Here is a 25,210-nt window from a genome sequence, read left to right on the forward strand (position 1 = left end):
CCCGGTGGAGCGGATGATGCGGGACGCGAAGATCACGCAGATCTACGAGGGCACCAACCAGGTCCAGCGCATCGTCATGGCCCGCAACCTGCCGTGACGCGCGCGACCTCGGACATCCAGGAGCCCCCGGCCGATTCCGATCGGCCGGGGGCTCCTGCGTTTCCGGGCGGGTCCGGCCGGTACCGCCGCGGTGTCGTATAAATGATCGTCAACTTTCCTGTAGGGCAACCGAGTACGGAGGAGACGCAGATGACCGCTCGTGGGGAGACCACCGGCCGGGTCTGGCTGATCACCGGGGCCAACTCCGGGTTCGGGCAGGCGATCGCCGAGGCCGCGATCGCGGCCGGGGACACCGTGGTGGCCGCGGCCCGGCGGCCGGAGACCCTGAAGGGGCTGGCCGACGCCCACCCGGGGCGGGTCGTGCCGGTGCGGCTGGACGTGACGGACCCGGCGCAGATCGCGGCGGCCGTCGAGGACGCCCTGTCCCGGTTCGGCCGGATCGACGTCCTGGTGAACAACGCCGGGCGCGGCCTGATCGGCGCCGTCGAGGAGTGCGCCGACCGCGAGCTGCGGGACCTGATGGAGCTGCACTTCTTCGGGCCGGCCGCGCTCACCCGGGCCGTCCTGCCGCACATGCGGGAGCGGGGCTCGGGGGCGGTCGTGCAGATGAGCAGCATGGGCGGGCGGTTCTCGTTCCCCGGCGTGGGCGCGTACTCGGCCACCAAGTTCGCGCTGGAGGGGCTGTCCGAGGCGCTGGCGCAGGAGGTCGCCGGGTTCGGCGTGAAGGTGCTGATCGTCGAGCCGGGCGCGTTCCGGACCGGCTTCGCGGGCGGCGGCGCCCTCGCCCGCACCACCCCGATCGCCGCCTACGAGCCGGTCGTCGGCCCGGTCCGCACCGGCCTGCCGGACTCCGACGGCAAGCAGCCCGGCGACCCGGCCAGGGCCGCCGCCGCGATCCTCGCCGCCCTGGCCGCCGAGCGCACCCCGCTGCGGCTCGCGCTCGGCAACGACGCCGTCGACGGGATCCTGGGCAACCTCGACAACGCCCGCAAGGAGGTCGAGGAGTGGGAGCGGGTCGGTCGCGGTACTGACTTCGCAAACTAGGGGAAACCTACAAAGGGACTGCGTCCGAATCGGTGCTGTTCGACCCCTGATGATCCCTCAATCCCCTGTCAGAGTGGCACAGGGTTCAACCGCTCTTCGGGCCCATCGGCCCGGAGGGCGGTTTTGATTTGTGGCCTCTCCATAAACGTAGGGGGAAAGATTTCATGAATGCCGACAGTGGTGCCGCCGACGCCCGCCGCGTGGTCGTGACCGGTCTCGGGGCGACCACGCCGCTCGGCGGCGACGTCCCCTCGACCTGGGCCGGGATGCTGGCCGGCCAGTCCGGCATCGCGGCCATCGAGGACGCGTGGGCGGCGGACCTGCCGGCCCGGATCGCCGGCCGGCTGAAGGTCGAGCCGTCCGAGGTGATGGACCGCGTCCAGGCCCGGCGGCTGGACCGCTGCGAGCAGATCGCGCTGATCGCCGCCCGGCAGGCCTGGGCGGACGCGGGTTCGCCCGAGGTCGACCCGGAGCGCCTCGCCGTCGTCATCGGGACCGGCACCGGCGGCGCGGTCACCATGCTCGCGCAGGACGACGTGCTGGAGGCCTCCGGCGTCCGCAAGGTCTCCCCGCACACCGTGCCCATGCTGATGGCCAACGGCCCGGCCGCGTGGGTCAGCATCGAGCTCGGCGCGCGGGCCGGCGCGCACACCCCGGTCAGCGCCTGCGCCTCCGGCGCCGAGGCGATCGCCCTCGGCCTCGACCTGATCCGGCTCGGCCGCGCCGACGTCGTCGTCGCCGGCGGCGCCGAGGCCTGCATCTGCCCGCTCCCGATGGCCGGCTTCGCCCAGGCGAAGGCCCACTCCACCCGCAACGACGAGCCCACCCGGGCGTCCCGGCCGTTCGACGTCGACCGGGACGGCTTCGTGATCGGCGAGGGCGCGGTCGTCCTCGTCCTGGAGCGGGCCGAGTTCGCCGCCGCCCGGGCCGCCCGCACCCACGCGGCCCTCGCCGGCGCGGCCGTCACCTCCGACGCCCACCACATCACCGCGGCGGCGGCCGAGGGCCAGGTCCGGGCCATGCGGCGCGCGGTGGCCGAGGCCGGGCTCGCCCCGCAGGACGTCGCCCTCGTCCACGCCCACGCGACCTCCACCCAGATCGGCGACCTCGCGGAGGCGGAGTCGGTCACCGAGGCGATCGGCCTCCACCCGGCCGTCACCGCGACCAAGTCGCTCACCGGGCACCTCTTCGGCGCGGCCGGCGCGCTCGGGGCGCTCACGGCCGTCCTCGCCGTCCGGGAGGGGATCGTGCCGGCCACCGCGAACCTGGAGCGGCTCGACCCGGCGGTGAAGCTCGACGTCGTCGCGGGCGCGCCGCGCACCGGGCCCGTGCCGGTCGCGCTCACCAACGCGTTCGGCTTCGGCGGGCACAACGTCTCGCTGGTGTTCGCGCGCTGACCCGGGCGGGCGCTGAAAAACCGGGCGACGCACGGCCGTTCGCTTCGTAGGCTGACCGCCATGTCTTCCGCCCTGCGCCTCGAACCGGTCACCCCCGCCACCATCGACGCCGCCCTCGCCCTGCGCGTGCGGCCGGACCAGGAGGGGCTGGTCTCTCCGGTCGTGAAGTCCCTCGCCGAGGCGTACGCCCACGGCGACACCGCGTGGCCCCGGCTGATCTTCGACGGCGAGCGGATGGTCGGGTTCGTGATGGCCTTCTTCGACGTCAGGTTCCACCCCGACCAGCCGGGCGACCGGCCGCGCTCGGGCCTCTGGCGCCTCCTCGTCGACGCCGACCGGCAGCGCGGCGGCTACGGCCGCTTCGCGGTCGAGCAGGTGTGCGCCGAGATCCGCCGCCGCGGCGGCACCCGCGTCACCGTCACCTACGTCCCCGGCCCGGAGGGCCCCGCCGCCTTCTACGCCCGGCTGGGCTTCCGCCCGACGGGCGAGATGAGCGGCGACGAGGCGGTGGCGGAGCTGGAGCTGGCCTGACGCGTCAGCGGCCGGGGAAGGGCGCGAGTTCGGCGTCCCAGGCGTCGGCGGCGGCCGTGCGAGCCGCGACTGCTAGCGCGCCTCGCGTCCGGCCGTGCCGAGCGGCGGGCGGCCGGAGGCGGTCTGGATCACCTCGTCCAGGACGTCGCGCGAGCGGACCAGGTCGGCGATCATCCGGTCGATCCGCTCCCGCTCGGCGGTGAGCTCCTCGACCAGGAGCGGGGTGGCGATCTCGCTCGGGCCGCCGTCGGAGTCCCGCATGCAGGGGAGGATCTCGTAGATCTTGCGGCTGTGCAGTCCGGCCGCGAAAAGCTCCTGGATGAGGACGACCCGGTCCACCGCGCCGTCCGGGAAGTCGCGGTGCCCGCCCAGGGTGCGCTCGGGCGCCAGCAGGCCCTGCTTCTCGTAGTAGCGCAGGGAGCGCTCGCTGACGCCCGTGCGCCTGGCCAGTTCACCGATCCGCATGCCGCCCGCCCCGTCGCCATGATCGGACATCCGCGTCCGCTCGAATGCCGAAGCCGATGGTAGCTTCCGCGTCCGGGGCGGTGGGGCGGTACCGGATGAGCCCGATGGCGCCGGACGGGCCGGATAACACGGCGGCGAGGCCCGGCGCCCGGCCGGGGGTGCCGCGCGTCGGCCCGCCGGTCGTGCCATGATCCCTGCATGGCTTCCAACGTTTTCTTCGACATCACGATCGACGACCAGCCCGCCGGCCGGATCGTCTTCAAGCTCTACGACGACGTCGTCCCGGTCACCGCCCGCAACTTCCGCGAGCTCGCCACCGGCCAGAACGGCTTCGGCTACGAGGGCTCCGGCTTCCACCGCGTGATCCCCGAGTTCATGCTGCAGGGTGGTGACTTCACCAACCACAACGGCACCGGCGGCCGGAGCATCTACGGCGAGAAGTTCGCGGACGAGAACTTCGAGATCAAGCACACCCGCGCCGGCCTGCTCTCGATGGCCAACGCCGGCCGCAACACCAACGGCTCGCAGTTCTTCGTCACCACCATCCCCACCCCGTGGCTGGACGGCAAGCACGTCGTCTTCGGCGAGGTCGTCGAGGGCATGGACCTCGTGAAGCTCATCGAGTCCAAGGGCTCGCAGAGCGGCCGCACCTCGGCCAAGGTCACCATCGCCAAGTCCGGCATCGTCGAGTAATCACCGGTGAGTGGCCGGGCTCCGGCCCGGCCGGCCCGGTAACGCGTACCGCCCCGTCGTGGAAAGTCGGATCCGTCGGCTCCCCACTCCGGGGCGGTGGCGTTTGCGGACCTCCCGGTTGGCGTGAACTCCCCTTCATCTCATGTGAGTTCACGCGAAAGGGTGACGCCTCTGCGAGCGGGCCGGCTTCCAGGCCCGGGACTCGAAGGTCTGCCGTTGCGCCGGCCGGTCCTCGTCCGGCTTCCCACTCCCAGCATCGAGGACCCGGTGAGGATGCGGCGAGGACGTAGGACCCAAAGACGATGGCCCTGCGGCCCGCGCCCGGGTGGAATGGCCGGATGGATCACGCGCCACGCTCCGAGCAGCCGTACGCCGGCCTCACCGCCGCCCAGCGGTCCGCCTACCTCGACCGCATAGCCCTCCCCGACCCCGGCGCGCCCTCCCCGGAGGCACTCGCCCGGCTTCAGCTCGCGCACCTGCGCACCGTCCCGTTCGAGAACCTGAGCATCCACCTCGGCGAGCCCGTCGTCCTCGACCCCGGCGCCCTGGTGGCGAAGGTCGTCACCCGCCGTCGTGGCGGCTTCTGCTACGAACTCAACGGCGTCTTCGCCGAGTTGCTCACCTCGCTCGGCTACCGGGTGAGCCTGCTGGCCGGCCGCGTCTTCGAGGGCGAGCGGCCCGGCCCGCCGTTCGACCACCTCGCGCTGCGGGTGGACCTCGACGAGCCGTGGCTGGTCGACGTCGGCTTCGGCCGTTTCAGCCGCGGCCCGCTGCGCCTCGACGAGCGCGCCGAACAGGCGGACGCCCACGGCACGTTCACCCTCGCCCCGACGGGCGGGCACGACGACCTGGACGTCCTGCTGGACGGCGAGCCGCAGTACCGCCTGGGCCTGCGCCCGTTCGAGCTCGCCGACTTCGGTCCGACCTGCTGGTGGCAGACCACCTCGCCGGACTCCCACTTCACCCGGTCGGCGACCTGCTCGATGCTCACCGCGGACGGCGGCCGGGTGACCCTCGGCGGCAGCCGCCTGATCACCACCACCCCGGCCGGCGAGCGCACCGAGCTGACCCTCGCCGACGACGAGGTCCTGGCCGCCTACCGCGCCCACTTCGGGATCACCCTGGACCGCCTCCCGGCGATCCCGGGTCCGCGGGGTTGAGCGCCGGGGGCCCGTCCCCGGACCCCGCCTGCGCGGCGACGCTCCCCCCCAGCCGTACGACCGGGAGCACGGGCCCTCGTCCGGCCGTCAGGCCGGTGAGCCGCCACGCCCGTGCTCCGGGCGGGCGGCGGGGGTTCCCCGGCTGAGCGCCAGCGCCAGCGCCGTCGCCGTGTCGAGCCGTGCCACCTCCGCCGCGGCCAGCGTGGGGTTCGCGGCCCGGCGCGCGCGGGCGGCGGCGAGGTCGCCCGGCCCGCCGAGGTGCCGCACCAGCGAGGCCAGGACGGCCCGGGCGGCCGCCGCCAGGTCGGCGGGCAGCGCGAGCACGACCTCGGCCATGATCAGCGCCGACGTGCCCGTGTCCAGCGCGGGCGGGCCCTCGGCGGCCGTCGCCCAGTCGATCACCACCGGCCCGCGCGGCGTCAGCAGGACGTTCTCCGGGTGCAGGTCGAGGTGCAGGATCCGGTGGGCCGGGTCCGCGCCCGCGAGGGCCGGGACGGCGTGCAGGCGGCGCAGCAGTCCGGCCAGCAGCCCGCCGGCCGCCTCGGGCGCGATGTCGCCCGCCACGAGCGCCTCGCGCATCGTGGGGCCCGTCAGCCGCTCCAGGACGAGCTCGCCGGGCGCGGCCCCGGCGCCCGCCGCGGGCACCGGGTAGCCGTGCTCCGCGAGGTGCCGCATCACGGCGAGTTCGCCGGACGCGTCGCTGCCGTCCCGGTACCGGCGCAGCACCCACCGGTCGTCCAGGGCGAAGACGTCCGCCGTCCGTCCGCGGCCCAGCAGCGGCCCCGCGCCGCTTCGTTCGTCCACGCGGGGCAGGGTAGCGCCGGGCCCGATCGGTTCGGGCCGGAATCACACAATCACTCCGGGTGTCCGCGCGGTCGCCGTAGGCTCTCCGTGCGCGGCCGAGTCGCGCTCAACTCCACTCTCCGCCAAGGTGGTTCACCGATGGAGCAGCCGATGGAAGCGATGGGGCAGGGCCTCGACGACGCCGAGGTGACGTACGAGCAGGTCACGGTGGTCTCCGTCACGGCGGGCGAGCCGGCCAACCCGGCACGCGTCCCGGTCCGCGTCTCGCGCGAGGTGATGACGGTCAAGCGCGTGGCGAGCTACTGGGTGCGCTGGGACGAGAAGCGCGGCCCGGACGACATCCGCCACCACGCCCGGTGGGTCCCCGACGAGGAGTACGTCCGTCCGGACGCGGGGAGCCCGGACGGCACGCTGACGGTCACCGTCGCCGCGTACTGGACGTACCGGGCGGACGGGCGCCCGCGGCGGCGCACCAGCGAGACCGTGATCGCCTTCCGCCCCGGCGAGACCGAGCACGAGCTCGTCCTCGAACGCCCCGACCCGCACCACCCGGCCGCCCTCGCCGTGCACCTGACGGCCGCCCGGTGGGTGGACGGCGGCTGCGGCCGGGAGATCCACTACGGCTACGCGGGCCCGACGGAGGCCGAGGGCGCCGACGGCGGCGAGGGGGAGTGGCTGGTGCGCTTCCCGGAGTACGTCACCGGCCTGCTGCCGCTGACCCGTTAGGCGGCGGCCCGAGCCCCTTCCCGCGGGCCGGCCTTGCGGGCCGGGGCGCCGGGCCCGATCTCGCAGGCGCCCGGCACTTCCGTTCCGTGAAGCGCGACCGCCTCCTGGGCCAGGCGGCCCAGGAGGCGGTCGCGGCGGTGGATCAGCGCGGTGACGAGTGACATCCGCCCATCGTGTTCACGTGATCACCGCGAGTCGCGGAGGTTCGTTACTTGACGTCGGGCACCGGGGTGTCGTTCTTGAAGGCGTCGAACACCTGCTTGGCCTTGGCGGAGTCCCACTTGACGGCCGACTCCCCGGTGTTGGTGCGGTAGTCCGGGTTGGCGATCGGGATGGTGAGCGTCTTGCCGCTGCCGCCGTTGACGTCCTTCATCGCGAGGAAGAGCGAGCCGAGGTCGGTCAGGCCGGTGTCGTTGTCGACGATCAGGGTGCCGAGTCCGGCGTCGGCCAGCGGGTAGAAGGTGAACGGGTCGAGCAGCGTGCCCGGGGAGGCCGCCTGGTGGGCGAGGGCGGCGAGGAACTTCTGCTGGTTGCGCATCCGGCCGAGGTCCTGGTCGGCCATCTGGTGGCGCTGGCGGACGAAGGCGAGGGCCTGGGTGCCGTTGAGGGTCTGGTCGCCGGCCTTGAGGTCGAGGCCGGAGTCCTTGTCCTTGATGTCCTGGTCGATGTGCATCTGCACGCCGCCCACCGCGTCGACGATGCCGACGAAGCCGGAGAAGCCGATCTCGGCGTAGTGGTCGATGCGGATGCCGGTGTTCAGCTCGATGGTCTGGACCAGCAGGCGGCCGTTGCCGTTGGCGAAGGCCGAGTTGATCTTCGAGGTGGTGGCCTTCACGGTCTTGCCGCTGCTCGTCCTGTACTCCGGTATCGACACCCAGGAGTCGCGCGGCACGCTCATCAGGGTGTTCCCGCTGTCCCCGATGTGCAGGATCATCATCGAGTCGCTGCGCTTGCCCTCGACGTCGTGGCCGGTGTGGAGGTTCTCCTCCTGGGCGTCGGTGAGGCCCTCGCGGCTGTCCGAGCCGACGATCAGCCAGTTGGTGCCCTTGCCGGCCGCCGGGCGGCCGGGGTAGTCGGCGAGCACGTTGTCGTGGTTGAGCTTGGAGTCGGCCCAGAACCAGGTGGAGACGGCCGTCACCATGATCGCGACGAGCAGGCCGAAGACCGTCCACTTGGCGATCCGGCCTTTCGTCCAGCGTCCGGGCCCGGCTGCGCCCGCCGCGGGCGGCCGGGTGGCGCCGGGGGCGCCGGGACCGCCAGGGCCGCCGGGACCGCCAGGGCCGCCGGGACCGCCAGGGCCGCCGGGACGGCCGGGCCCCTGCGGTGGGACGCCGCCGACGCGGGAGGGCTCGGGCTGCCGCGGCGCCGGGGCGCCCGGCCCGCGCGGGTTCAGTCCGGCCGGCAGCGGCGGCTCGGCCGAGGTGCCGCCTGCGCCGCGCCCGTACGCGCCGCCCCCGTTGCCGCCGCCGTACGGGTTCCCGCCGCCGCTGCCGCCGTAGGGGTGCCCGCCGCCGCCCGGGCGGCCCTCCTGCCACGTGTTCATGTGGTCGAGGATGCCCGACCGCGTCCGGCCTGACTCCCCCCTGGGGGCTCCACCAGGCCTCTTGTAGCAGTTTTGATGCACGCACCGGATCGTTCCGCCGCAACTTCCGCGCGTGCGCGCTCCCGTGGGCCGCCCCGGCCGCCGGCGTGATCCGCCTCACCCTGCCGCTCGCCTGCCGAAACGATTCTTGACCGTCCCGAACACCCCGTGTTTGCATTTTCGGCATGGACCAGCGAAGGACTCTCACGCGTCGGCGGCACGTCGACCTGAAGCGTGTGTCCCGTTCGCTCTGTCGTGGCTGACGCGCGCCCGTCGAATCCCTCAACCCCCTTTTCCCGGGCGGCAGAAGAGCCGCCGCGCAGCGCCGTCCCCGCTTCCCGCAGAGGTGCACCCATGGCCACCGTCCTGTCCGTCTCCGGCTCCCCGTCCGCGACGTCCCGCACCACCCGCCTCCTGCGCCACGTGGACGCGCAGTTGGCAGCCCGCGGCCACCACGTGATCCCGTTCGAGGCCCGCCACCTGCCCGCGCACGCGCTGCTCTCGGGCGACTCCGGCCATCCCGAGATCGCCGCCGCCGTCGAGCTGTTCGCCCGGGCCGACGGCGTCGTCATCGGCACCCCCGTCTACAAGGCCGCGTACTCCGGCCTGTTGAAGGCCCTGCTCGACGTCCTGCCGCAGTACGCGCTGGCCGGCAAGGCCGTCCTGCCGCTCGCCACCGGCGGTTCGCCCGCGCACGTCCTCGCCGTGGACTACGCGCTGCGCCCGGTCCTCAGCTCGATGGGGGCCGGCCACATCACCCAGGGCTGGTTCGTGCTCGACCGCCACATCACCGTCAGGGAGGACGGGAAGACCCTCGTCGAGCGCGAGACCGAGACGCTGCTCGCCCCGGTCGTGCAGGCCTTCGCGACGGCGTTGGAGCGACTGCCCGCCCCGGCGGCCGCACCGGCTCTGACCGGCTGACGAGCCGCACCCGGGGCCCCGGCACCGGGGCCCGTACGGGGCCACCCCGAGAAGGGTGGCGGCGACCCCTAGGGGGAGGGTCGCCGCGCCCCGTACAACTCCCGTCGGGCCGCTTCATCCCGGCGGAGGACGAGCGTCGCGCCATCCGCTCCTAACGTGGTTCACACATCCCCGCCCGCCCCGGAAACGGCCCGGTCCCGTCGGGCCGACGGCCCGGTCCGCCGGGCAGGGTGGGGATAACTCCCGGTCGAGGACTACCGCTTCCACCATGTCGCCGGACAGGTGGGGCCGACCAGGCTGGGGGTCAACGGGTGGGCCCATTCCTTAGGAGACTCCAGTGACGACGGCAGCAGCCGTGTTCGACCCCCAGCTTCCCGGCGGCGAGTCCGCCGCCGCCGCCTCGGCCCGCCAGGTCACCAAGGCGTACGGCGCGGGCGAGACCAAGGTCACCGCGCTGAACGCGGTCGACGTCGACATCCAGCGCGGCCGCTTCACCGCGATCATGGGCCCGTCCGGCTCCGGCAAGTCGACCCTCATGCACTGCCTGGCCGGCCTCGACACCGTGAGCGGCGGGCGGATCTGGATCGGCGACACCGAGATCACCGGCCTGCGGGACAAGCAGCTGACCAGGCTGCGCCGCGACAAGATCGGCTTCATCTTCCAGGCCTTCAACCTGCTGCCGACGCTGAACGCGCTGGAGAACATCACGCTCCCGATGGACATCGCCGGCCGCAGGGTCGACCAGGCCTGGCTGGACCAGGTGGTGGAGACCGTCGGCCTGGCCGGCCGGCTCAAGCACCGCCCGACCCAGCTCTCCGGCGGCCAGCAGCAGCGCGTCGCGGTGGCGAGAGCCCTGGCCGCCCGTCCCGAGATCATCTTCGGCGACGAGCCCACCGGCAACCTCGACTCCCGGGCCGGCGCCGAGGTGCTGACCTTCCTGCGCCGCTCGGTGGACGAACTCGGCCAGACCATCGTCATGGTGACCCACGACCCGGTCGCCGCCGGCTACGCGGACCGCGTGCTCTTCCTCGCCGACGGCGTGATCGTCGACGAGATGCACTCCCCGACCGCCGACTCCGTCCTGGAGCGCATGCGCCGCTTCGACGGCAAGCGCACCAGCTGAGCGGGCGGGACGACACATCATGATCCTCAAGACGTCACTGCGGAGCTTCTTCGCCCACAAGGGCAGAATGGCGCTCTCCCTGGTAGCCGTCGTGCTGTCGGTCGCCTTCGTCTCCGGCACCCTGGTCTTCTCCAACACCGCGACCAGCACCTTCGACAAGCTCTTCGCCGCGACCGCCTCGGACGTGTCCGTCCAGCCGCCGAAGCCGGCCGAGGACGACGACCAGCAGCCCGGCGACAAGACGCCGACCGTCCCGGTCTCGCTCGCCCGGCAGGTCGCCGCGGTGCCCGGGGTGAAGACGGCCATCGGCCAGGTCATGGTCGGCGACGCGATCCTGGTCGACCCGGCCACCAACAAGCTGGTCGGCCCGACCAGCGGCGCGCCGACCCTGGTCGGCAACTGGACCGACACGCCGCGCAACCCGGTGCGCATCACCTCCGGCCACGTGCCGCAGAACGCCGGCGAGCTGGTGCTCGACGCCGACACCGCGAAGAAGGCCAAGCTCGGCCTCGGCAGCAAGGTGCGGGTCGACAACGCGAGCGGCAAGCACGAGTTCACCGTCGCGGGCATCGCGACCTTCACCACCACCAACCCGGGTGCGGCGCTCGCCTTCCTGGACACCCCGACCGCGCAGCAGGTGCTGCTCGGCGGGGCGGCCTACACCTCCGTGGAGGCGTTCGGCGACGGCAGCCGCAGCGACGCGCAGCTCAAGGCCGACACCCTGGCCGAGCTCGGCGGCGGCTACCAGGTCAAGACCGCGGCCGAGCAGAAGGACGAGAACAACAAGAGCGTCGGCAGCGGCCTCGACTTCATGAAGTACGCGATGCTCGGCTTCGCCGGCGTCTCGCTGATCGTCGGCGGCTTCCTGATCATCAACACCTTCTCGATGCTGGTCGCCCAGCGCACCCGGGAGATCGGCCTGCTGCGCGCCATCGGCGGCAGCCGCGGCCAGGTCAACGGCTCGGTGCTGGTCGAGGCGCTGATCCTGGGCGTGCTCGGCTCGACCCTCGGCATCGGGGCCGGCCTCGGCATCGCCGTCGGCCTGATCCAGCTGATGAACGCGATCGGCATGGACCTCAAGGCGAGCGACCTGCAGATCGGCCCGGACGTCTTCGTCGCCGGGTACGCGGTCGGCATCCTGATCACCGTCATCGCGGCCTGGATCCCGGCCCGCCGGGCCAGCAGGATCGCACCGATGGCCGCCCTGCGCGACCACGGCACCCCGGCGGAGGCGCGCTCCAACATCGTCCGGACGGTCATCGGCCTCGTCCTCACCCTGGGCGGTGGCGGCCTGCTGGTGCTCGCCGCGAAGGCGGAGAAGGCGGCGACCGGCGGGCAGTACCTCGGCCTCGGCGTGCTGCTGACCCTGATCGGCGTCGTGGTGCTCGGCCCGCTGCTGGCCACCGCCGTGATCAAGGTGCTCGGCGCCCTCCTGCCGGCCCTGTTCGGCCCGGCCGGCAAGCTCGCCCAGCGCAACGCGACGCGCAACCCGCGCCGCACCGGCGCCACCGCCGCCGCGCTGATGATCGGCCTGGCGCTGGTGATCGGCTCCTCGGTGTTCAGCTCCTCGGCGGTCACCTCGGCCGGCGCGCAGATCGACAAGTCGGTGGGCGTGGACTACATCATCTCGGGCGGCCGCACCCCGGTCACCACCGAGATGATGGACACGGTGCGCCACACCCCGGGCGTCGACCACATCACCACCCAGGAAGCCTTCAACCACGCGAAGGTCCAACTGCCCGGCGGGCAGAACGCGAAGACCGACCTGACTGCCGTGCCGGCCACCTTCTTCGCCGCCGACTTCCACCCCACGGTCACCTCCGGTTCGGTGGACTCGGTCGGGCGCGGTTCGCTCGGGATCGGTGAGACCTTCGCCAAGGACCACAGCCTGAAGGTCGGCGACCAGGTGACCGTCGACTACGGCAAGGGCCACACCCAGGTGCTGCCGGTGGGCGTGGTGTTCGAGAAGGGCGGGTTGCTGGGCGACGGATCCTTCGTCGGCCTCGACACCATGGCCAAGGTCGTCCCGGCCGCCGAACAGCCGCCCGTCTGGACCTTCTTCGCCAAGGCCTCCTCCGGAGCGGACGTCGCCAAGACGCTGACCGCCCTGCAGGACGCGCTCAAGGAGTACCCGCAGCTGACCATCAAGGACCAGGCCGGCTACAAGGAGCTCGTCCAGTCCCAGGTCAACACCCTGCTCTACCTGATCTACGGGCTGGTCGGCCTCTCGATCACGGTCGCCGTGCTCGGCGTGGTCAACACGCTGGCGCTGTCGGTGGTCGAGCGGACCCGCGAGATCGGCCTGCTGCGGGCGATCGGGCTCTCCCGCCGCCAGCTGCGCCGGATGATCCGGCTGGAGTCCGTGGTGATCGCGGTCTTCGGCGCCGTGCTCGGCACGGTGCTCGGCCTCGCCTGGGGCGTCACCGCCCAGCAGGTGCTCCGCGACCAGGGTCTGGGCACGCTCACCGTCCCGACCACCACGATCGCCGTGACGCTGGTCTCCTCCGTGGTGATCGGTCTGCTCGCGGCCCTCGTCCCGGCCTTCCGGGCCGGACGCATGAACGTCCTCGCGGCCATCGCGACGGACTGACCCGGCGGCGGGGGACGCCGGGGAAAACGGGGGGAACGGGGGAACGGGGGAACGGGGGAACGGGGGGCGTAGGGGCCGGGTGCGAGCGAGCACCCGGCCCCTACGGCGTTCCCGGCCGCACCAGCCCGGTTTGCGGCCGTCCGTCGCGCTGCCGGACCGGCCCGGCAGCCCGCAGCACGTCCTCGACCGGATCGCGCTGCTCGGGTTCGTCACCTTCACGGTCGTCCACTTCCTCCTCTGACCGGTACGGTTGGCCCCGATGAACACCAAGGCTGCTGAGGAGCTGCCGGCGGTCTCCGTGATCATGCCGGTGCTCAATGAGGAACGACACCTGCGCACGGCCGTGCGGCACATCCTGGAACAGGACTACGCCGGCCCGATGGAGGTGGTGATCGCCCTCGGTCCGTCCACCGACCGCACCGCCGAGATCGCCGCCGAGCTGACCGCCGAGGACCCGCGGGTCCGGACCGTGGAGAACCCCACCGGCCGCACGCCGGCCGGTCTCAACGCGGCGATCCGCGGCTCCCGCCACCCGATAGTGGTGCGCGTGGACGGCCACGGCCTGCTGACCCCCGGCTACGTCGCGACCGCCGTCCGCCTGCTGGACGAGATGGAGGCGGCCAACGTCGGCGGCATCATGCACGCCGAGGGCGAGACCGAGTGGGAGAACGCGGTCGCCGCCGCGATGACCTCCAAGATCGGCGTCGGCAACGCCGCCTTCCACACCGGCGGCCTGGCCGGCCCCGCGGACACCGTCTACCTCGGCGTGTTCCGGCGCGAGGTCCTGGAGAAGCTCGGTGGCTACAACGAGGAGTTCATCCGCGCCCAGGACTGGGAGCTCAACTACCGCATCCGCCAGGACGGCGGGCTGATCTGGTTCACCCCGCAGCTCAAGGTCACCTACCGGCCCCGGCCGTCGGTCCGGGCGCTCGCCAAACAGTACAAGGACTACGGCCGTTGGCGGCGCGTGGTCACCCGCTACCACCGCGGCTCGGTCAACCTGCGCTACCTGGCCCCGCCGGCCGCCTTCCTCGGCGTCACGCTCGGCCTGGTGCTCGGCGCCGCCGTCCACCCGGTCTTCCTCGCCGCGCCCGGCGCGTACCTGCTCGGGATCCTCGGCGGCTCGGTGATCGAGGGCCGCGGCCTGTCCGTCAAGGCGAAGGCGATGCTGCCGGTGGCCCTCGCCACCATGCACCTCAGCTGGGGCTTCGGCTTCCTCACCTCGCCGCGCTCGCTGGCCCGCAAGGTCATCGGCAGCACCGCGCCGACCCCGGCCGACGTCCTCTCCGAGGCCCGCTGACCGACCGCCGCCGACCCGCCCCGGCGCTGAGGCCGGTGGCGTCGAGGCGGACGGCACCCTCACCCGCCTCCGACCCGCTTTCCACGAGCGTTACTTGGCGCACACGTCCGTGTCGTCCGCCTGCACCCGCTGGAGGTCGGTCGGTGCCGCCGCCGTCGGCGCCGCGGCCGGTGAGGCGGGTGCCGCGAGGACGTCCTTGCCGAGCACCAGCACCAGCGGTCCCTTCGCGGCGGCCTTCGGGTCCGGCCGGGTGGCGTCGGCGGGCAGGCCGAGGGCGGCGGCCAGGGCTGCCGCCGCGTCCTCCTGTCCGGCCGGGTAGGAGATCGAACCGGTCGCCGTGGTGGGCGCGTTGGGGCCCGTCGAGGCCTTGGCGAAGCCCTTGGCCCGCAGCTTGTCCACGGTCGGGCTCGACTGGCCCGGCGTCCCGCTGCCGTTGCGGACGATCACCTGGACGTCCTTCGGGTCCACCGCCGGCGCGGCGGGCGTGCTCGGCGCGGTGGGCGTCTCCGGCGTCGCCGGGGCGGGGGTGGCGCTCCGGGTGGTCGCCGTCCCGGTCAGCGAGCGGTCGGCGGCGATCATCGAGAACAGCTGCCCGGCGTCCGGCTGCTTGAGTATCAGCCGGTTCTCGTCCTTCGGGTCGTCGAGCACCGGCGCGGTGGTGAAGGTGATGTTCCTGGTGTCCACCGTGCTGATGTCCAGTGCCAGGTCCTTCAGTCTGTCGACGCTGCCGATGCCGGAGTCGACGGTGAGCGCCTTGGTGGCGGCGTCCGCGAGCCTGTAGAGCTTGCTCGGGCTGGTCAGGGTGTCGTCGCTCTTGATCTTGCGGATCATCGAGCTGATGAACTGCTGCTGGAGCGGGATCCGGGTGAGGTCGCCGCCGAGCCCGACCCCGTGCCGGGTGCGGACGAACGCGAGCGCGTCGTCGCCCTGGACGACGTGCCGGCCCTTGCTCATCTTCAGGTGCGACTTCGGGTCGTTGATGTCCTTGGCCGCGCACACCTCGACCCCGCTGACGGCGGTGGAGAGCGTCTTCACCGCCTCGAAGCCGACCTGGACGAAGTGGTCGACCCGGATCCCGGTGACCTTCTCGACGGTCTTCCAGGAGCAGCCCGGGTCCCGGCCCTCCTGTCCCAGGCTGTTGTTGAACATGTCCCGTACGGAGCCGGGGATCCGCCTGCCGTCCGGCGTCCGGCACTCGGGGATCGGCACCATCAGGTCGCGCGGGATGCTGATGACGGTCGCGTTGGAGCGGTCCTTGGCGACGTGGAGGAGCAGCGTGGTGTCGGCGTGCCCGGAGCTGCCCTCGTCGCCGTAGTCGCTCCCGAGGCCCTCGCGGCTGTCGGTGCCGAGCACGAGGATGTTGAGCGCGTCCCCGGCCGGCTTGGGCCGCTCGGCCTCGTCGCCCAGCTGGACCTTGACCGAGGTCAGGTTGCTGTTGAAGTGCCGGTACAGGTAGTAGCCGCCGCAGCAGCCCGCGGCCATGACCAGCGCGCCGGCCCCGGCCGTCCACTTGAGCGTCCTGCACCGGCGCCGGTTGCGCCTGGCGGCGGCCGCCCGACGCTTCGCCGTCCGGTGGCCGTCCCCGCTGTACTCACCGGTTTTCGGTTTGTCCTTCTGCACGGGCTTCCCTACGTCCGGCGGGTCACGAGGTCCGGCACACCGGGGCGATGGGCCGATCCGGACACAGTAGACGAGCCGAACGGGGGAATTGTTCCGAGTATGATGCCCGTCACATACAGGTAATCGAAACGTAAAGCCGGAAGGGGTGGTCAGTGCTGCGCGCAGGCGTCCACGTCGGCCGTCCGCCCCTCGAAGACGGGCGCGGCCCCGGCCGACGGTGAGGCCGAGGCCGAGGCGCTGGCCCCGGTGGCCCCGTCCGAGCCGGGCGTCCGGCCCGGGCTCGCGACGGCCGTCGGCGATGGCTCCGAGCCGGGGGGCCGTACGGTGATCCGCTGGTCGTCCCGCAGCGCGGTGAACAGCTGGGTGGTCTGCGGCTGCACGAACTCGTCCCGGTCCGAGTCGTAGTGGTAGGGGCGGCGCGGCGCGGTGAGGAACACCACGTCCGCCGAGGGGATGCCGCGCAGGTCCTGGGTGAGCTCGTAGAGCGCGCCGAGCGAGGACAGGCCGCCGTCCGCCTTGACGGAGGAGGTGGCCGCGTCCAGCACCGGCCACAGCTTCGCCGGGTTGAGCAGCACGCCCTGCGACTGCACCTTGCGGATCAGCGAGGCCAGGAACTGCTGCTGACGGCCCATCCGTTGGGTGTCGCTGCCGTCGCCGAGGCTCTCCCGGGCGCGGACGTAGCCGAGCGCCTGCTCGCCCCGGAGGGTCTGCCGCCCGGCCGGCAGGTCGAGCTTGGCTTCCTTGTCGTGGATCGGCTGCGGCACACACACCTCGACCCCGCCGATCGCGTCCACCATCGCCTTGAAGCCGGTGAAGTCGAGGATCACGTAGTGGTCGATCCGGATGCCGCTCAGCTGCTCGACGGTGCGGATCGAGCAGGCCGGACCGCCGAGTTCGAACGCCCAGTTGAACTGCATGAGGGCGGGCTTGCTCCGGGTGCCGTCCGGCTTCTCGCAGGCGGGGACGGTGACCATGACGTCGCGCGGGACGGAGACCGCCGTCGCGTGCTTCCGGTCCGCCGCCAGGTGCAGCAGGATCGTGGTGTCCGAGCGCTGGGTGCCCGCCTCGCCGCCGTAGGCGCCGTTCGCGCCGGAGCGGTCGTCGCTGCCGATGAGCAGGATGTTCCCGGCGCCCTTGGCCCCGGCGGTCCGGCCCGGCCGCTCCGCCTCCAGCTTGGCGAGCAGCTGGTCGGTGGCCGTGTCCGTGCGGATGTTCCGGTCGAGCTTCCGGTAGGCGACCCAGAGCAGCACCGCGGTGCCGACGAGCAGGAACGCGACGACGCCGGCGGTGATCAACAGCCACCGCCGGCGCCAACGGGGGCGTCCGGGTGTGTTCGGGGGAGTGCCGGTCGGGGGGTGCGCAGCGTCATCCTCGGCCATGGCAGGGATCCCTACCCGCCGGGCCGGCGGCGGGAGTTACCCGAGGCGCAGTGTCACCCGTTCGGATTCGGTCCGCTTCTCCCACTGCTCGGGGGTCAGGCCCTGCGAGTTGCGGCACAGCACCACCGAGGCGCCGGCCGCCAGCGGTGCCAGCAGGCCGGCCTCCAGGCCCGTCCAGTCGTCGTACGACAGCGTGGACAGAACACGGTCACCGGGGTTCAGGCCGAGCCGCACGGCGCCCTCGCGGGCCAGGGCGACGGTCTGCTCGCCGGTCAGCTTCAGCGGCAGCCCGTCCACGCCGGTCTCCAGGGCCGGCGCGTCCGGGGCGACCGGGGAGTACGGCGCGAAGCGGTCGCCCTGGCCGGGCACCTCGGCGGCGTAGTCGAGGAAGCCGTCCGGGCGCTGCGGGAACCGGCCGCCCAGCGGGCGCAGGGCGAGCGCGACCCGCTCGCCCTCGCAGGCCTGGGCGGCGCCCAGGCCGTCCGGGCCGCTGACCACCAGGTCGGCGGCGGCCGGGTCGCCACCCGGCACCGCCGTCACCCCGACCGACCAGCAGGCCAGCAGCCAGACGGCGCTCTGCCAGTGGGCGGGCAGGAGGAGGGCGGCGCGGTCGCCGGGGCCGGCGTTGAGCTCGTCCTGGAGCAGGTTGGCGGTCTTGGCCACCCAGTTGTCGAAGGTCCGGGCGGACAGCTCCACCCGTTCGCCGGTGGCGTCGTCGTAGAAGGTGACCAGCGGGGCCGCGGGATCGACCGAAGGGGTGCCACCTCGCAGGTATGCGTGCAGCAGCTCGACGGGGGTGCGGGCATCGGCAGCGAAAGGCGCAGTCATGGTGCGCCCCAGCCTACGGCCTTCGGGTGGCGCCCCGGGAGGGGCGGCGGACCCGGCGCGGGGTCGCGTGGCGAACACCCGTGTTTGCGGCGACCATCCGGTTTATGCGCCTTTCACTCCCCGCCGTCGCCCTCGCGATCCTGATGCTCCAGCCCGCCGCGGCCGCGTCCGCCGGCTCTCCGCCCTTGCCCGCCCCCGGGCCGGGGGCACCTCCCAGCCGCCAGGCCGGGGGCGAGGGGCCCGGCGTCCCAGCCGTGCAGCGCCGCGCCTCGGCCGGCGGCGGGTCGGTCACGTCGCTGCCGGTCGCGGCGGGCCGCGGTTTCGCGCCGCGCGTCACGACCCCGTTCGAGCTCCTCGGCGTCGGCTGGGACGGCCCCGCGGACGCGCTCGCCGGCGGCACCGTCCGGGTCCGCACCCGCGACGCGGCCACCGGACACTGGGGCGACTGGCGCGCACTGGAGACGGACACCGAGGACGGACCGGACACGCGCTCCCACGGCGCGACCGCGCCGCTGTGGACCGGGCGCAGCGACGGTGTCGCGGTCGAGGTGCACCCCGGCCCGGCGGGAGCGCCGCCCGGCCTGCGCCTCGAACTCGTCGACCCCGGCGAGGGCGTCTCCGCCGCCTCCGCCCGGACGCTGCCGGCCGCCCCCGACACCCCGCGCCCCGCGATCGTCACGCGGGCGGGCTGGGGCGCCGACGAGTCCCTGCGCGACCAGTCCCCCTTCCAGTACACCGGCCCGGTCCGGGTGGTCTTCGTCCACCACACGGCCACCGCCACCGACTACGCCTGCACCGACGCCCCGCGGGTGATCCGGGCGATCTACCAGTACCACGTGCAGAGCAGCGGCTGGCGGGACATCGGCTACAACTTCCTGGTCGACCGCTGCGGCACCGTCTACGAGGGCCGCGCGGGCGGCGTCGACAAGCCCGTCCACGGCGCCCACACCCTGGGCTTCAACAACGACTCGTCCGGTGTCGCCGCGATCGGCACCTACATCACCGACGCCCCGCCGCAGCCCCTCCTCGACGGCATCGCCGCCATCGCCGCGTGGAAACTCGGCCTCACCGCCCACGCCGCCGACGGCCGCACCCGGCTCACGTCCACCTCCGACGCCAGCCGCTTCCCGAAGGGCACGGTCGTCGATTTCGACACCATCTCCGGCCACCGCGATGCCTTCGCCACCGAATGCCCCGGCGCCGCCCTCTACGCCCAACTCCCGCCCCTGCGCGAGGCCGCGGCCCACCTGCAGGCGCAGTGACGGCCCCGACTCCCGTACCGCGCGCCTTTCCCCTCTCCTCCTCTTTCCTCGGATTTCCTCTCTCCGGATCTCTCCGCCCATCCCCGAGCTCGGACAGAGGCGCGGTGAACTGTGCGTTACAGGAGGGCAGTTGGCGCCACATTCCCTCTACGCCAGTTGCCGCAACTCCTCCGTCAACGCCGCCGCCAGATCCGGCCGGAGGTCGTACCGCGCGGGTGTGCTCTGCATCAGCTCGATCCGCCACCCCGCCCCCGCGTTCACCGCGACCACCGTCTGCACCGAGTTGAGCTCCGGCACGAGGTCCGCCGCCCCCGCCGGCACCAGCCCCGCGACGGCGTCCAGCTGTGCCACCCCCGCCCCGAGCCCCCGCACCCGCCGCACGGCGGCCACGTACCGCGGCGTCACGTGGTCCGCGAAGATCCGTCCGAGCTCGGCCGCGATCGCCGACCGCCCGCGGTGCCGCGTCCCGTCGTGGCCGATCACCTCGCCGTCGTCGGCGAAGGGCCCCGCGAAGGCCGAGCCGTCCCGCCGGTTCCATCCGTCGAGGACCCGGTGGTAGAGCGCCCGCACCGCGCTCTCGTCCGCGGAGGACAGCTCCGGCATCCGCGTATCGTTCATATCCCCATGGTCGACGAAGGCGGTGGAGCCGGACAGCGGAGGAGGTGCGGGGCGGTGACGGACGAGGCGGTGCGCCGCTGGCGGCCGGGCTTCCCGCTGGACGCGGCCCGCACGCTGCTCCCGCTGCGCCGCGGCCCGGCCGACCCCTCCTACCGGACGACCGGCGACGGCGCGGTCTGGCGGGCGTCCCGCACGCCCGCCGGCGTCGGCACGCTGCGTGTGCTGGCCCGCCCGGGCGCCGGCGAGGTGGAGGCGCGGGCCTGGGGCCCGGGTGCCGGGTGGCTGCTGGACCGGTTGCCCGTGCTGCTGGGCGCGGAGGACCACCCGGAGGGCCTGGTGCTGCCGCCCGGTCCGCTGCGCGACGTCCAGCGCCGTACGGCCGGTGTGCGCCTGACCCGGACCGGTCTGGTGCTGGAGTCGCTCGTCCCGGCGATCCTGGAACAGAAGGTGACGACCGACGAGGCCTACCGCGCGTGGCGGACGCTGCTGCGGGACTTCGGCACCCCGGCGCCGGGCCCGGCGGAGGGCATGCGGGTGGCGCCGTCGGCCCGTGAGTGGGCACTGGTGCCGAGCTGGGAGTGGCACCGCGCGGGGGTGGACCCGAAGCGCTCGGCGACGGTCGTGCGCGCCGTGCGCCTGGCGCCCCGTCTGGAGGAGGCGTCCGCGATGGACCACGCCGAGGCCTTCGCGCGCCTGACCGCCGTGCCGGGCATCGGGATCTGGACGGCCGCCGAGACCCTGCAGCGCAGCAACGGCGACGCGGACGCGGTCTCGGTCGGCGACTTCCACCTGCCGAACCTGGTCGGCTGGGCCCTGGCCGGCCGCCCCCGCAGCGACGACGCCCAGATGCTCGCCCTCCTGGAGCCCTACCGCCCCCACCGCCACCGCGTCTGCCGCCTCCTCACGTCCACCGGCACCCACGCCCCCCGCTACGGCCCCCGCCTGGCCCCCAACGACCACCGCCGCCGCTGAACCGGCCCGGTTACCGCACCTCGATGAAGGCGTCCGCGCTGCGCCCCGGCCGTTCGCGCGGCGGTTCGGCGGGGCGGCCGACCGCGATGGCGCCCATCGGGTCCCAGTCGGCCGGGAGGTCGAGGGCGGCGCGGACGGTGTCGCGGCAGAACATGGTGGACGAGACCCACGCGGAGCCGTAGCCCTCGCCGGTGAGCGCGATCAGCAGGTTCTGCACGGCGGCGCCGGCGGCGACGGTGAACATCTCCCGTTCGGCGGTGGCGCGCCGCGGGTCGGGGTAGTCGTGCGAGCCGTCCATCACCAGGCACGGCACGACGAGGTAGGGCGCGTTGCGCAGGACGTCGCCGCGCGCGGTGCGGCGGGCGATCCGGGCGTCGTCCCAGCCGTCGAGTTCGCGCAGGTCGCGCCGCCAGGCGTCGAGCATCGCGTCGAGCAGCCGGGTGCGGGTCCCGGGGGACTCCAGCAGCATGAACCGCCACGGCGTGGTGTGGTGCGGGGCCGGCGCGGTGACGGCGGCGGCGACGGCGCGGCGGACGGCGCCCGGGTCGACCGGCTCGTCGGTGAAGGCCCGGACGGTGCGCCGCAGGGTGACGGCCTCCCGCAGGGCCTCGGAGGTGCCGAGCCGGAACATGTCGTCGGCGGCGCGGCGCACCAGCGGCCGGGTGCCCTCGCCGTCCTCGGCGGTGACGAGGTGTCCGAGACCGCGCACGATCGCGACCGGCACGCCGGTGGCCTTGCCCTTCACCAGGTCGGCGGCGGCGGCGAGTTCGTCGGCGGTGGCGGTGACGGTCAGGGCGAGCTCGTTGCCGTGGCTGTCGGTGCGTCCGCGGTGGTCCTCCAGCACGGACAGCCCGGCGGCGCCGACGGCGACGTCGGTGAGCCCGTTGCGCCAGGGCCGGCCGAAGGTGTCGGTGACGACGACGGCGAGCCGCCGCCCGGTGAGCCGCCGCAGCACTGCGCGCAGGGCGCGGGCGGAGGCGTCGGGGTCCTCGGGCAGCAGGAGGACGGTGCCGGGGGCGGTGTTGGAGGCGTCGACGCCGGCGGCGGCCATGACGAAGCCGTTGCGGTTCTCGACGATCCGGGCGGGCCCGCGCCGGGCGACCACCCGGACGGTCTCGGCGTCGATCGCGGCCTCGCGGTCGGCGGCGTGCAGGAGCCGCCCCTCGGCCTTGCTGACGATCTTGGAGGTGACGAGCAGGATGTCGCCGTCCTCGTACGTCCCCGCCTTGGCGAGCAGTGCGCCGAGGTCGGCCCCGGCCTCGATCTCCGGCAGCCCCTCGACCGGAAGGATCCGAACGCTCATGCGCCCGGCTCTCGCCCGGTTTCCGGCCGCAGGGACTCCCGTGCCCCGCTCGCTCACGAACGGACCTGATCCGCCAGCGCGAGCGCGGCCCGTGCCATCTCGGCGGTGGCGTCGACGTCGGTCATCAGCAGCGGGACGGCCCGGCAGGCGATCCCGGCGGCCTCGACGGCGCCCACCGCACCCTCGTCCGCGGTGTCGACCAGCCACCCGTCCAGCAGGCCCTCCCGTCGCCCGCCACCACCCTCGCCCGAGCTGCTTCGCAGCGCTGCCCTGCTGCCGTAGTCGAGCGCGACCGCCTCCGCCGTGGCCTCGACGCCGACGGCGGCCAGCACCTTGTCGGCCATGCCCCGCACCGGGGCCCCGCCGATGATGGGGGAGAGCCCGACGACCGGCGCGGGTGCGGCGGCGACGGCCTCGCGGATGCCGGGCACGGCGAGGATGGTGCCGATCGACACGACCGGGTTGGACGGCGGGAACAGGATGACGTCCGCCTCGGCGATGGCCTCCAGCACGCCGGGCGCGGGCTTGGCGGTGTCGGCGCCGATCGGGATGATCGCCTCGGCGTCGACGGCGGCGTGCAGCTTGACCCAGTACTCCTGGAAGTGGATCGCCCGGGTGCCCTGCTCGTCGGTGATCCGCACGTGCGTCTCGACCCGGTCGTCGCTCATCGGCAGCAGCCGCACGCCGGGCTTCCAGCGCACGCACAGCGCCTCGGTGACCTGGCTGAGGCTGTACCCGGCGGTGAGCATCTGGCTGCGCACGAGGTGGGTGGCGAAGTCGCGGTCGCCGAGCCCGAACCACTCGGGTCCGACGCCGTACTCCTTCATCTCGGCCTTGATCGACCAGGTCTCGTCCGTCCGGCCCCAGCCCTGTTCCTCGTGGATGCCGCCGCCGAGGGTGTACATCACGGTGTCGAGGTCGGGGCAGACCTTCAGCCCGTAGAGGTGGATGTCGTCGCCGGTGTTGCCGATGACGGTGATCTCGTCCTGCGGGTCGACCGCCGCGAGGAGTCCGCGCAGGAAGCGCGCCCCGCCGATTCCGCCTGCCAGTGCCACGATGCGCATGCGCCCATCCTGCCATGGCCCGACTGTCCGTCAGTCCTCGGTCAACTCGGTCGATGCGCCCCGGCCTGTGCCTGCCGGTGCTGCTCTGGGTGCTGCTCGGGGACGGCGTCCGTGTGGCCGTACTGGTTCATCTCGGTGAGGCCCGGGCTGTAGAGGTGGATGGAGACGGCCGGCTCCAGCGCGCCGTTGACCACCTCGTGCAGGTAGCCGGAGGAGAACACCCTCCCCCAGCCTCCGGCCGGGGGGACCCCCGTCCCGCCTGGGCGCAGGATGCGAGTGGCCTCGCCGGCGTGCGTGAGCGAGCGCTCGATGAGCTCGCCCCGGACGACGGTCATGACGCCGGAGGAGTCGCCGTGGTCGTGGAAGCCGCTGCTCTGTCCGGGCAGCCAGCTGAGCAGCCACACCTCGTAGCCGGGGCCGGTCTCCAGCCGGGCGTACCAGCGGGTGAGCGCGTCGTAGCGGACGAGCGGCTCCCAGCGGGCGCGGTCGGCGGCGATCTCGCGGACGAGCCGGGCGTAGCCGGCCACGGTGGTGGGGTGGGCGGGCAGGTCGGTGCGGGCGAGGTGCGGGAAGGCGAGCGGGTCGCCCGCGATGGAGACGTCGCTGAGGCCGTCGCTCCAGCCGCCGGTGCGGACGGTGGTGCGCGGGGCGGGCCGGGAGTTTCGGCGGGCGAGCTTGTTGCGGTCGCGGTTCCGCTTGCGGATGCGGGTCATGCGCACGGGAGTCGTCCTCGGATCGGCGGCTGGTTCGTCGGGGATCAGCCGGATCCGGGATGTCCTGGGGCGGGAATCGCGGGCGGCCTCTGTGCTTCCTGGGGCGGCGCGCGGTGGGACGCGTGCGCCTAGATGCAGCAGGAACAGAGGCGACAACAGGGATTCACGGCACGGCGGAGCGTGGAACCGCTCCGGGGGCTCGTGAACTCTGACATGGGGGAAAGGAGACCTCATCCGCAGGGGTGGTGTCAAACCTGGAGATGCGGCATTCGGGTGGGTTAAGTCCGGAAGTACCGGATGGGGTGATTCATCACCCTCTATGTTTCGATGGGAAGATCGTCGGGAAGGCAGCGCGATGACCGGCCTGTGATGGTGACCGGGCGTCAATCGGCGGATGGTTGCGGACGGTTCGCGACTGCCTGGGGTGTTTCGGCGAAAAGTCCGATGTGTCCATATATGCACACTATTCGTAACGGCTTGGTGCCGGGGAGTGAATCCTGGCTCCAATACCAGAGCTCGGCTTGACTGAGCCAGAGTGACGCAACTGTAATTTCACTCGTGTCGTCGGCCGCACGAGGCAACGGCAACCACGGGGACGCCAAGTAGGGGCAGAGGAGGCGCGCCACATGAGCGAGCTCTTTGAGCTGTTGATCGGTGACGGCATCGCGGAGGACGAGGAGGAACTCGGCTGGCAGGAGCGCGCGTTGTGCGCCCAGACCGACCCCGAGTCCTTCTTCCCCGAGAAGGGCGGCTCGACCCGCGAGGCCAAGAAGGTCTGCCTCGCCTGCGAGGTCCGCTCCGAGTGCCTGGAGTACGCCCTCGCCAATGACGAGCGCTTCGGGATCTGGGGCGGCCTCTCCGAGCGTGAGCGCCGCCGGCTCAAGAAGAGCGCGGTCTGACCGGGATGGCCTCCGACCCCCGCTGACCCTCCGGCACCGAAGGACAACCACAGAGCCGCACGGGCGCCTCACCGCGGTGGTGGGGCGCTTTCGCGTGTCCGGGCACGGCTCCGGGCCGCTCTTCACCGTCCCCGCACGGACACCGTGGACGGAGCC

At 73.3% G+C, this 25,210-nt stretch carries 25 protein-coding genes; 14 read left to right on the forward strand and 11 right to left on the reverse strand.

What is annotated here, in order from left to right; all coding sequences use genetic code 11:
• The 4 genes from ACWCXH_RS35055 to ACWCXH_RS35070 all read left to right on the forward strand — a co-directional run.
• Positions 1-97, forward strand: a 97-nt coding sequence (locus tag ACWCXH_RS35055) for an acyl-CoA dehydrogenase family protein (RefSeq protein WP_157849844.1), incomplete at its 5' end; no start/stop codon positions are given.
• Between the two features lie 152 nt (positions 98-249).
• On the forward strand, positions 250-1,104 hold the full coding sequence (locus ACWCXH_RS35060) for an oxidoreductase (RefSeq protein ID WP_449805550.1): 855 nt from the start codon (positions 250-252) through the stop codon (positions 1,102-1,104).
• A gap of 164 nt (positions 1,105-1,268) precedes the next feature.
• Positions 1,269-2,501, forward strand: a complete 1,233-nt coding sequence (locus ACWCXH_RS35065; protein WP_449805551.1) for a beta-ketoacyl-[acyl-carrier-protein] synthase family protein — start codon at positions 1,269-1,271, stop codon at positions 2,499-2,501.
• Between the two features lie 60 nt (positions 2,502-2,561).
• Complete coding sequence (locus ACWCXH_RS35070; RefSeq protein ID WP_449805552.1) at positions 2,562-3,032, forward strand: GNAT family N-acetyltransferase; 471 nt, start codon at positions 2,562-2,564, stop codon at positions 3,030-3,032.
• A 72-nt stretch (positions 3,033-3,104) separates the two neighbouring features.
• Here ACWCXH_RS35070 and ACWCXH_RS35075 read toward each other — a convergent pair whose 3' ends face one another.
• Complete coding sequence (locus ACWCXH_RS35075) at positions 3,105-3,497, reverse strand: MerR family transcriptional regulator (protein ID WP_449805585.1); 393 nt, start codon at positions 3,495-3,497, stop codon at positions 3,105-3,107.
• Positions 3,498-3,695: 198 nt separating this feature from the next.
• Here ACWCXH_RS35075 and ACWCXH_RS35080 point away from each other — a divergent pair, with 198 nt between their 5' ends.
• Positions 3,696-4,190: a peptidylprolyl isomerase gene (locus ACWCXH_RS35080; RefSeq protein ID WP_449805553.1), complete on the forward strand. Its 495-nt coding sequence runs from the start codon at positions 3,696-3,698 to the stop codon at positions 4,188-4,190.
• A gap of 338 nt (positions 4,191-4,528) precedes the next feature.
• Positions 4,529-5,350 carry an arylamine N-acetyltransferase family protein gene (locus ACWCXH_RS35085; RefSeq protein ID WP_449805554.1) on the forward strand — a complete coding sequence of 274 codons (822 nt, stop codon included), beginning with the start codon at positions 4,529-4,531 and terminating at the stop codon, positions 5,348-5,350.
• 87 nt (positions 5,351-5,437) lie between these two features.
• Here ACWCXH_RS35085 and ACWCXH_RS35090 read toward each other — a convergent pair whose 3' ends face one another.
• Positions 5,438-6,154, reverse strand: a complete 717-nt coding sequence (locus ACWCXH_RS35090) for a phosphotransferase family protein (protein WP_449805555.1) — start codon at positions 6,152-6,154, stop codon at positions 5,438-5,440.
• A 138-nt stretch (positions 6,155-6,292) separates the two neighbouring features.
• On the opposite strand from ACWCXH_RS35090, the gene ACWCXH_RS35095 reads away from it, so the two are divergent.
• Positions 6,293-6,880 (forward strand): hypothetical protein, encoded by a 588-nt coding sequence (locus ACWCXH_RS35095; RefSeq protein ID WP_449805556.1) that lies wholly within the window; start codon positions 6,293-6,295, stop codon positions 6,878-6,880.
• Here the strand turns inward: ACWCXH_RS35095 and ACWCXH_RS35100 are convergent.
• Positions 6,877-7,044, reverse strand: a complete 168-nt coding sequence (locus tag ACWCXH_RS35100) for a hypothetical protein (protein ID WP_449805557.1) — start codon at positions 7,042-7,044, stop codon at positions 6,877-6,879. The genes ACWCXH_RS35095 and ACWCXH_RS35100 overlap by 4 nt on opposite strands.
• A gap of 44 nt (positions 7,045-7,088) precedes the next feature.
• Positions 7,089-8,423: an LCP family protein gene (locus tag ACWCXH_RS35105; RefSeq protein ID WP_449805558.1), complete on the reverse strand. Its 1,335-nt coding sequence runs from the start codon at positions 8,421-8,423 to the stop codon at positions 7,089-7,091.
• A 393-nt stretch (positions 8,424-8,816) separates the two neighbouring features.
• Between ACWCXH_RS35105 and ssuE the strand changes: the two genes are divergently transcribed.
• The 4 genes from ssuE (at position 8,817) to ACWCXH_RS35125 (ending at position 14,396) form a co-directional block, all read left to right on the forward strand.
• On the forward strand, positions 8,817-9,383 hold the full coding sequence (gene ssuE / locus ACWCXH_RS35110) for an NADPH-dependent FMN reductase (protein ID WP_449805559.1): 567 nt from the start codon (positions 8,817-8,819) through the stop codon (positions 9,381-9,383).
• A 337-nt stretch (positions 9,384-9,720) separates the two neighbouring features.
• Positions 9,721-10,506 (forward strand): ABC transporter ATP-binding protein, encoded by a 786-nt coding sequence (locus ACWCXH_RS35115; RefSeq protein WP_449805560.1) that lies wholly within the window; start codon positions 9,721-9,723, stop codon positions 10,504-10,506.
• A gap of 16 nt (positions 10,507-10,522) precedes the next feature.
• Complete coding sequence (locus ACWCXH_RS35120) at positions 10,523-13,096, forward strand: ABC transporter permease (RefSeq protein ID WP_449805586.1); 2,574 nt, start codon at positions 10,523-10,525, stop codon at positions 13,094-13,096.
• Between the two features lie 259 nt (positions 13,097-13,355).
• Positions 13,356-14,396, forward strand: coding sequence for a glycosyltransferase family 2 protein (locus tag ACWCXH_RS35125; protein WP_449805561.1), 1,041 nt, complete (start codon positions 13,356-13,358; stop codon positions 14,394-14,396).
• Between the two features lie 90 nt (positions 14,397-14,486).
• On the opposite strand, the gene ACWCXH_RS35130 is transcribed toward ACWCXH_RS35125, so the two are convergent.
• The 3 genes from ACWCXH_RS35130 to ACWCXH_RS35140 form a co-directional block, all read right to left on the reverse strand.
• A complete protein-coding gene (locus tag ACWCXH_RS35130) occupies positions 14,487-16,016 on the reverse strand; it encodes an LCP family protein (protein ID WP_449805562.1) in 1,530 nt (509 codons plus the stop codon).
• Between the two features lie 149 nt (positions 16,017-16,165).
• On the reverse strand, positions 16,166-17,311 hold the full coding sequence (locus tag ACWCXH_RS35135) for an LCP family protein (RefSeq protein ID WP_449805563.1): 1,146 nt from the start codon (positions 17,309-17,311) through the stop codon (positions 16,166-16,168).
• A gap of 120 nt (positions 17,312-17,431) precedes the next feature.
• Positions 17,432-18,223 (reverse strand): TIGR03089 family protein, encoded by a 792-nt coding sequence (locus ACWCXH_RS35140; RefSeq protein WP_449805564.1) that lies wholly within the window; start codon positions 18,221-18,223, stop codon positions 17,432-17,434.
• A 104-nt stretch (positions 18,224-18,327) separates the two neighbouring features.
• Here ACWCXH_RS35140 and ACWCXH_RS35145 point away from each other — a divergent pair, with 104 nt between their 5' ends.
• The gene (locus tag ACWCXH_RS35145) at positions 18,328-19,485 is read left to right on the forward strand and encodes a peptidoglycan recognition protein family protein (RefSeq protein WP_449805565.1); all 1,158 of its coding nucleotides are present in this window, start codon (positions 18,328-18,330) and stop codon (positions 19,483-19,485) included.
• Between the two features lie 147 nt (positions 19,486-19,632).
• Here the strand turns inward: ACWCXH_RS35145 and ACWCXH_RS35150 are convergent, their stop codons facing one another.
• A complete protein-coding gene (locus ACWCXH_RS35150) occupies positions 19,633-20,103 on the reverse strand; it encodes an SgcJ/EcaC family oxidoreductase (protein WP_449805566.1) in 471 nt (156 codons plus the stop codon).
• Positions 20,104-20,109: 6 nt separating this feature from the next.
• Here ACWCXH_RS35150 and ACWCXH_RS35155 point away from each other — a divergent pair, with 6 nt between their 5' ends.
• Positions 20,110-21,075 (forward strand): DNA-3-methyladenine glycosylase family protein, encoded by a 966-nt coding sequence (locus ACWCXH_RS35155; protein ID WP_449805567.1) that lies wholly within the window; start codon positions 20,110-20,112, stop codon positions 21,073-21,075.
• A gap of 10 nt (positions 21,076-21,085) precedes the next feature.
• Here the strand turns inward: ACWCXH_RS35155 and ACWCXH_RS35160 are convergent, their stop codons facing one another.
• From ACWCXH_RS35160 to ACWCXH_RS35170, 3 genes are read right to left on the reverse strand one after another with little or no spacing between them, the layout of a single operon-like run.
• Positions 21,086-22,378: a coenzyme F420-0:L-glutamate ligase gene (locus ACWCXH_RS35160; RefSeq protein WP_449805568.1), complete on the reverse strand. Its 1,293-nt coding sequence runs from the start codon at positions 22,376-22,378 to the stop codon at positions 21,086-21,088.
• A gap of 53 nt (positions 22,379-22,431) precedes the next feature.
• Positions 22,432-23,442: a 2-phospho-L-lactate transferase gene (gene cofD / locus ACWCXH_RS35165; protein WP_449805569.1), complete on the reverse strand. Its 1,011-nt coding sequence runs from the start codon at positions 23,440-23,442 to the stop codon at positions 22,432-22,434.
• A gap of 41 nt (positions 23,443-23,483) precedes the next feature.
• Entirely contained in the window at positions 23,484-24,161 is a 678-nt protein-coding gene (locus tag ACWCXH_RS35170) for a cysteine dioxygenase (RefSeq protein ID WP_449805570.1), read from the reverse strand.
• A 620-nt stretch (positions 24,162-24,781) separates the two neighbouring features.
• On the opposite strand from ACWCXH_RS35170, the gene ACWCXH_RS35175 reads away from it, so the two are divergent.
• Entirely contained in the window at positions 24,782-25,054 is a 273-nt protein-coding gene (locus tag ACWCXH_RS35175) for a WhiB family transcriptional regulator (protein ID WP_030062195.1), read from the forward strand.
• Positions 25,055-25,210 lie beyond the last annotated feature (156 nt).

Source organism: Kitasatospora sp. NPDC001660 (assembly GCF_053596725.1).

Excerpts from the sequence above, each read along its gene's own strand:
- ACWCXH_RS35095 (WP_449805556.1), top strand. The coding sequence starts at position 6,293 with ATGGAGCAGCCGATGGAAGCGATGGGGCAGGGCCTCGACGACGCCGAG.
- ACWCXH_RS35145 (WP_449805565.1), top strand. The coding sequence starts at position 18,328 with ATGCGCCTTTCACTCCCCGCCGTCGCCCTCGCGATCCTGATGCTCCAG.
- ACWCXH_RS35070 (WP_449805552.1), top strand. The coding sequence starts at position 2,562 with ATGTCTTCCGCCCTGCGCCTCGAACCGGTCACCCCCGCCACCATCGAC.
- ACWCXH_RS35140 (WP_449805564.1), bottom strand. The coding sequence starts at position 18,223 with ATGACTGCGCCTTTCGCTGCCGATGCCCGCACCCCCGTCGAGCTGCTG.
- ACWCXH_RS35075 (WP_449805585.1), bottom strand. The coding sequence starts at position 3,497 with ATGCGGATCGGTGAACTGGCCAGGCGCACGGGCGTCAGCGAGCGCTCC.
- ACWCXH_RS35105 (WP_449805558.1), bottom strand. The coding sequence starts at position 8,423 with ATGAACACGTGGCAGGAGGGCCGCCCGGGCGGCGGCGGGCACCCCTAC.
- ACWCXH_RS35155 (WP_449805567.1), top strand. The coding sequence starts at position 20,110 with ATGGTCGACGAAGGCGGTGGAGCCGGACAGCGGAGGAGGTGCGGGGCG.
- ACWCXH_RS35160 (WP_449805568.1), bottom strand. The coding sequence starts at position 22,378 with ATGAGCGTTCGGATCCTTCCGGTCGAGGGGCTGCCGGAGATCGAGGCC.
- ACWCXH_RS35080 (WP_449805553.1), top strand. The coding sequence starts at position 3,696 with ATGGCTTCCAACGTTTTCTTCGACATCACGATCGACGACCAGCCCGCC.
- ACWCXH_RS35150 (WP_449805566.1), bottom strand. The coding sequence starts at position 20,103 with ATGAACGATACGCGGATGCCGGAGCTGTCCTCCGCGGACGAGAGCGCG.
- ACWCXH_RS35125 (WP_449805561.1), top strand. The coding sequence starts at position 13,356 with ATGAACACCAAGGCTGCTGAGGAGCTGCCGGCGGTCTCCGTGATCATG.
- ACWCXH_RS35085 (WP_449805554.1), top strand. The coding sequence starts at position 4,529 with ATGGATCACGCGCCACGCTCCGAGCAGCCGTACGCCGGCCTCACCGCC.
- ssuE (WP_449805559.1), top strand. The coding sequence starts at position 8,817 with ATGGCCACCGTCCTGTCCGTCTCCGGCTCCCCGTCCGCGACGTCCCGC.
- ACWCXH_RS35060 (WP_449805550.1), top strand. The coding sequence starts at position 250 with ATGACCGCTCGTGGGGAGACCACCGGCCGGGTCTGGCTGATCACCGGG.
- ACWCXH_RS35065 (WP_449805551.1), top strand. The coding sequence starts at position 1,269 with ATGAATGCCGACAGTGGTGCCGCCGACGCCCGCCGCGTGGTCGTGACC.
- ACWCXH_RS35100 (WP_449805557.1), bottom strand. The coding sequence starts at position 7,044 with ATGTCACTCGTCACCGCGCTGATCCACCGCCGCGACCGCCTCCTGGGC.
- cofD (WP_449805569.1), bottom strand. The coding sequence starts at position 23,442 with ATGCGCATCGTGGCACTGGCAGGCGGAATCGGCGGGGCGCGCTTCCTG.
- ACWCXH_RS35175 (WP_030062195.1), top strand. The coding sequence starts at position 24,782 with ATGAGCGAGCTCTTTGAGCTGTTGATCGGTGACGGCATCGCGGAGGAC.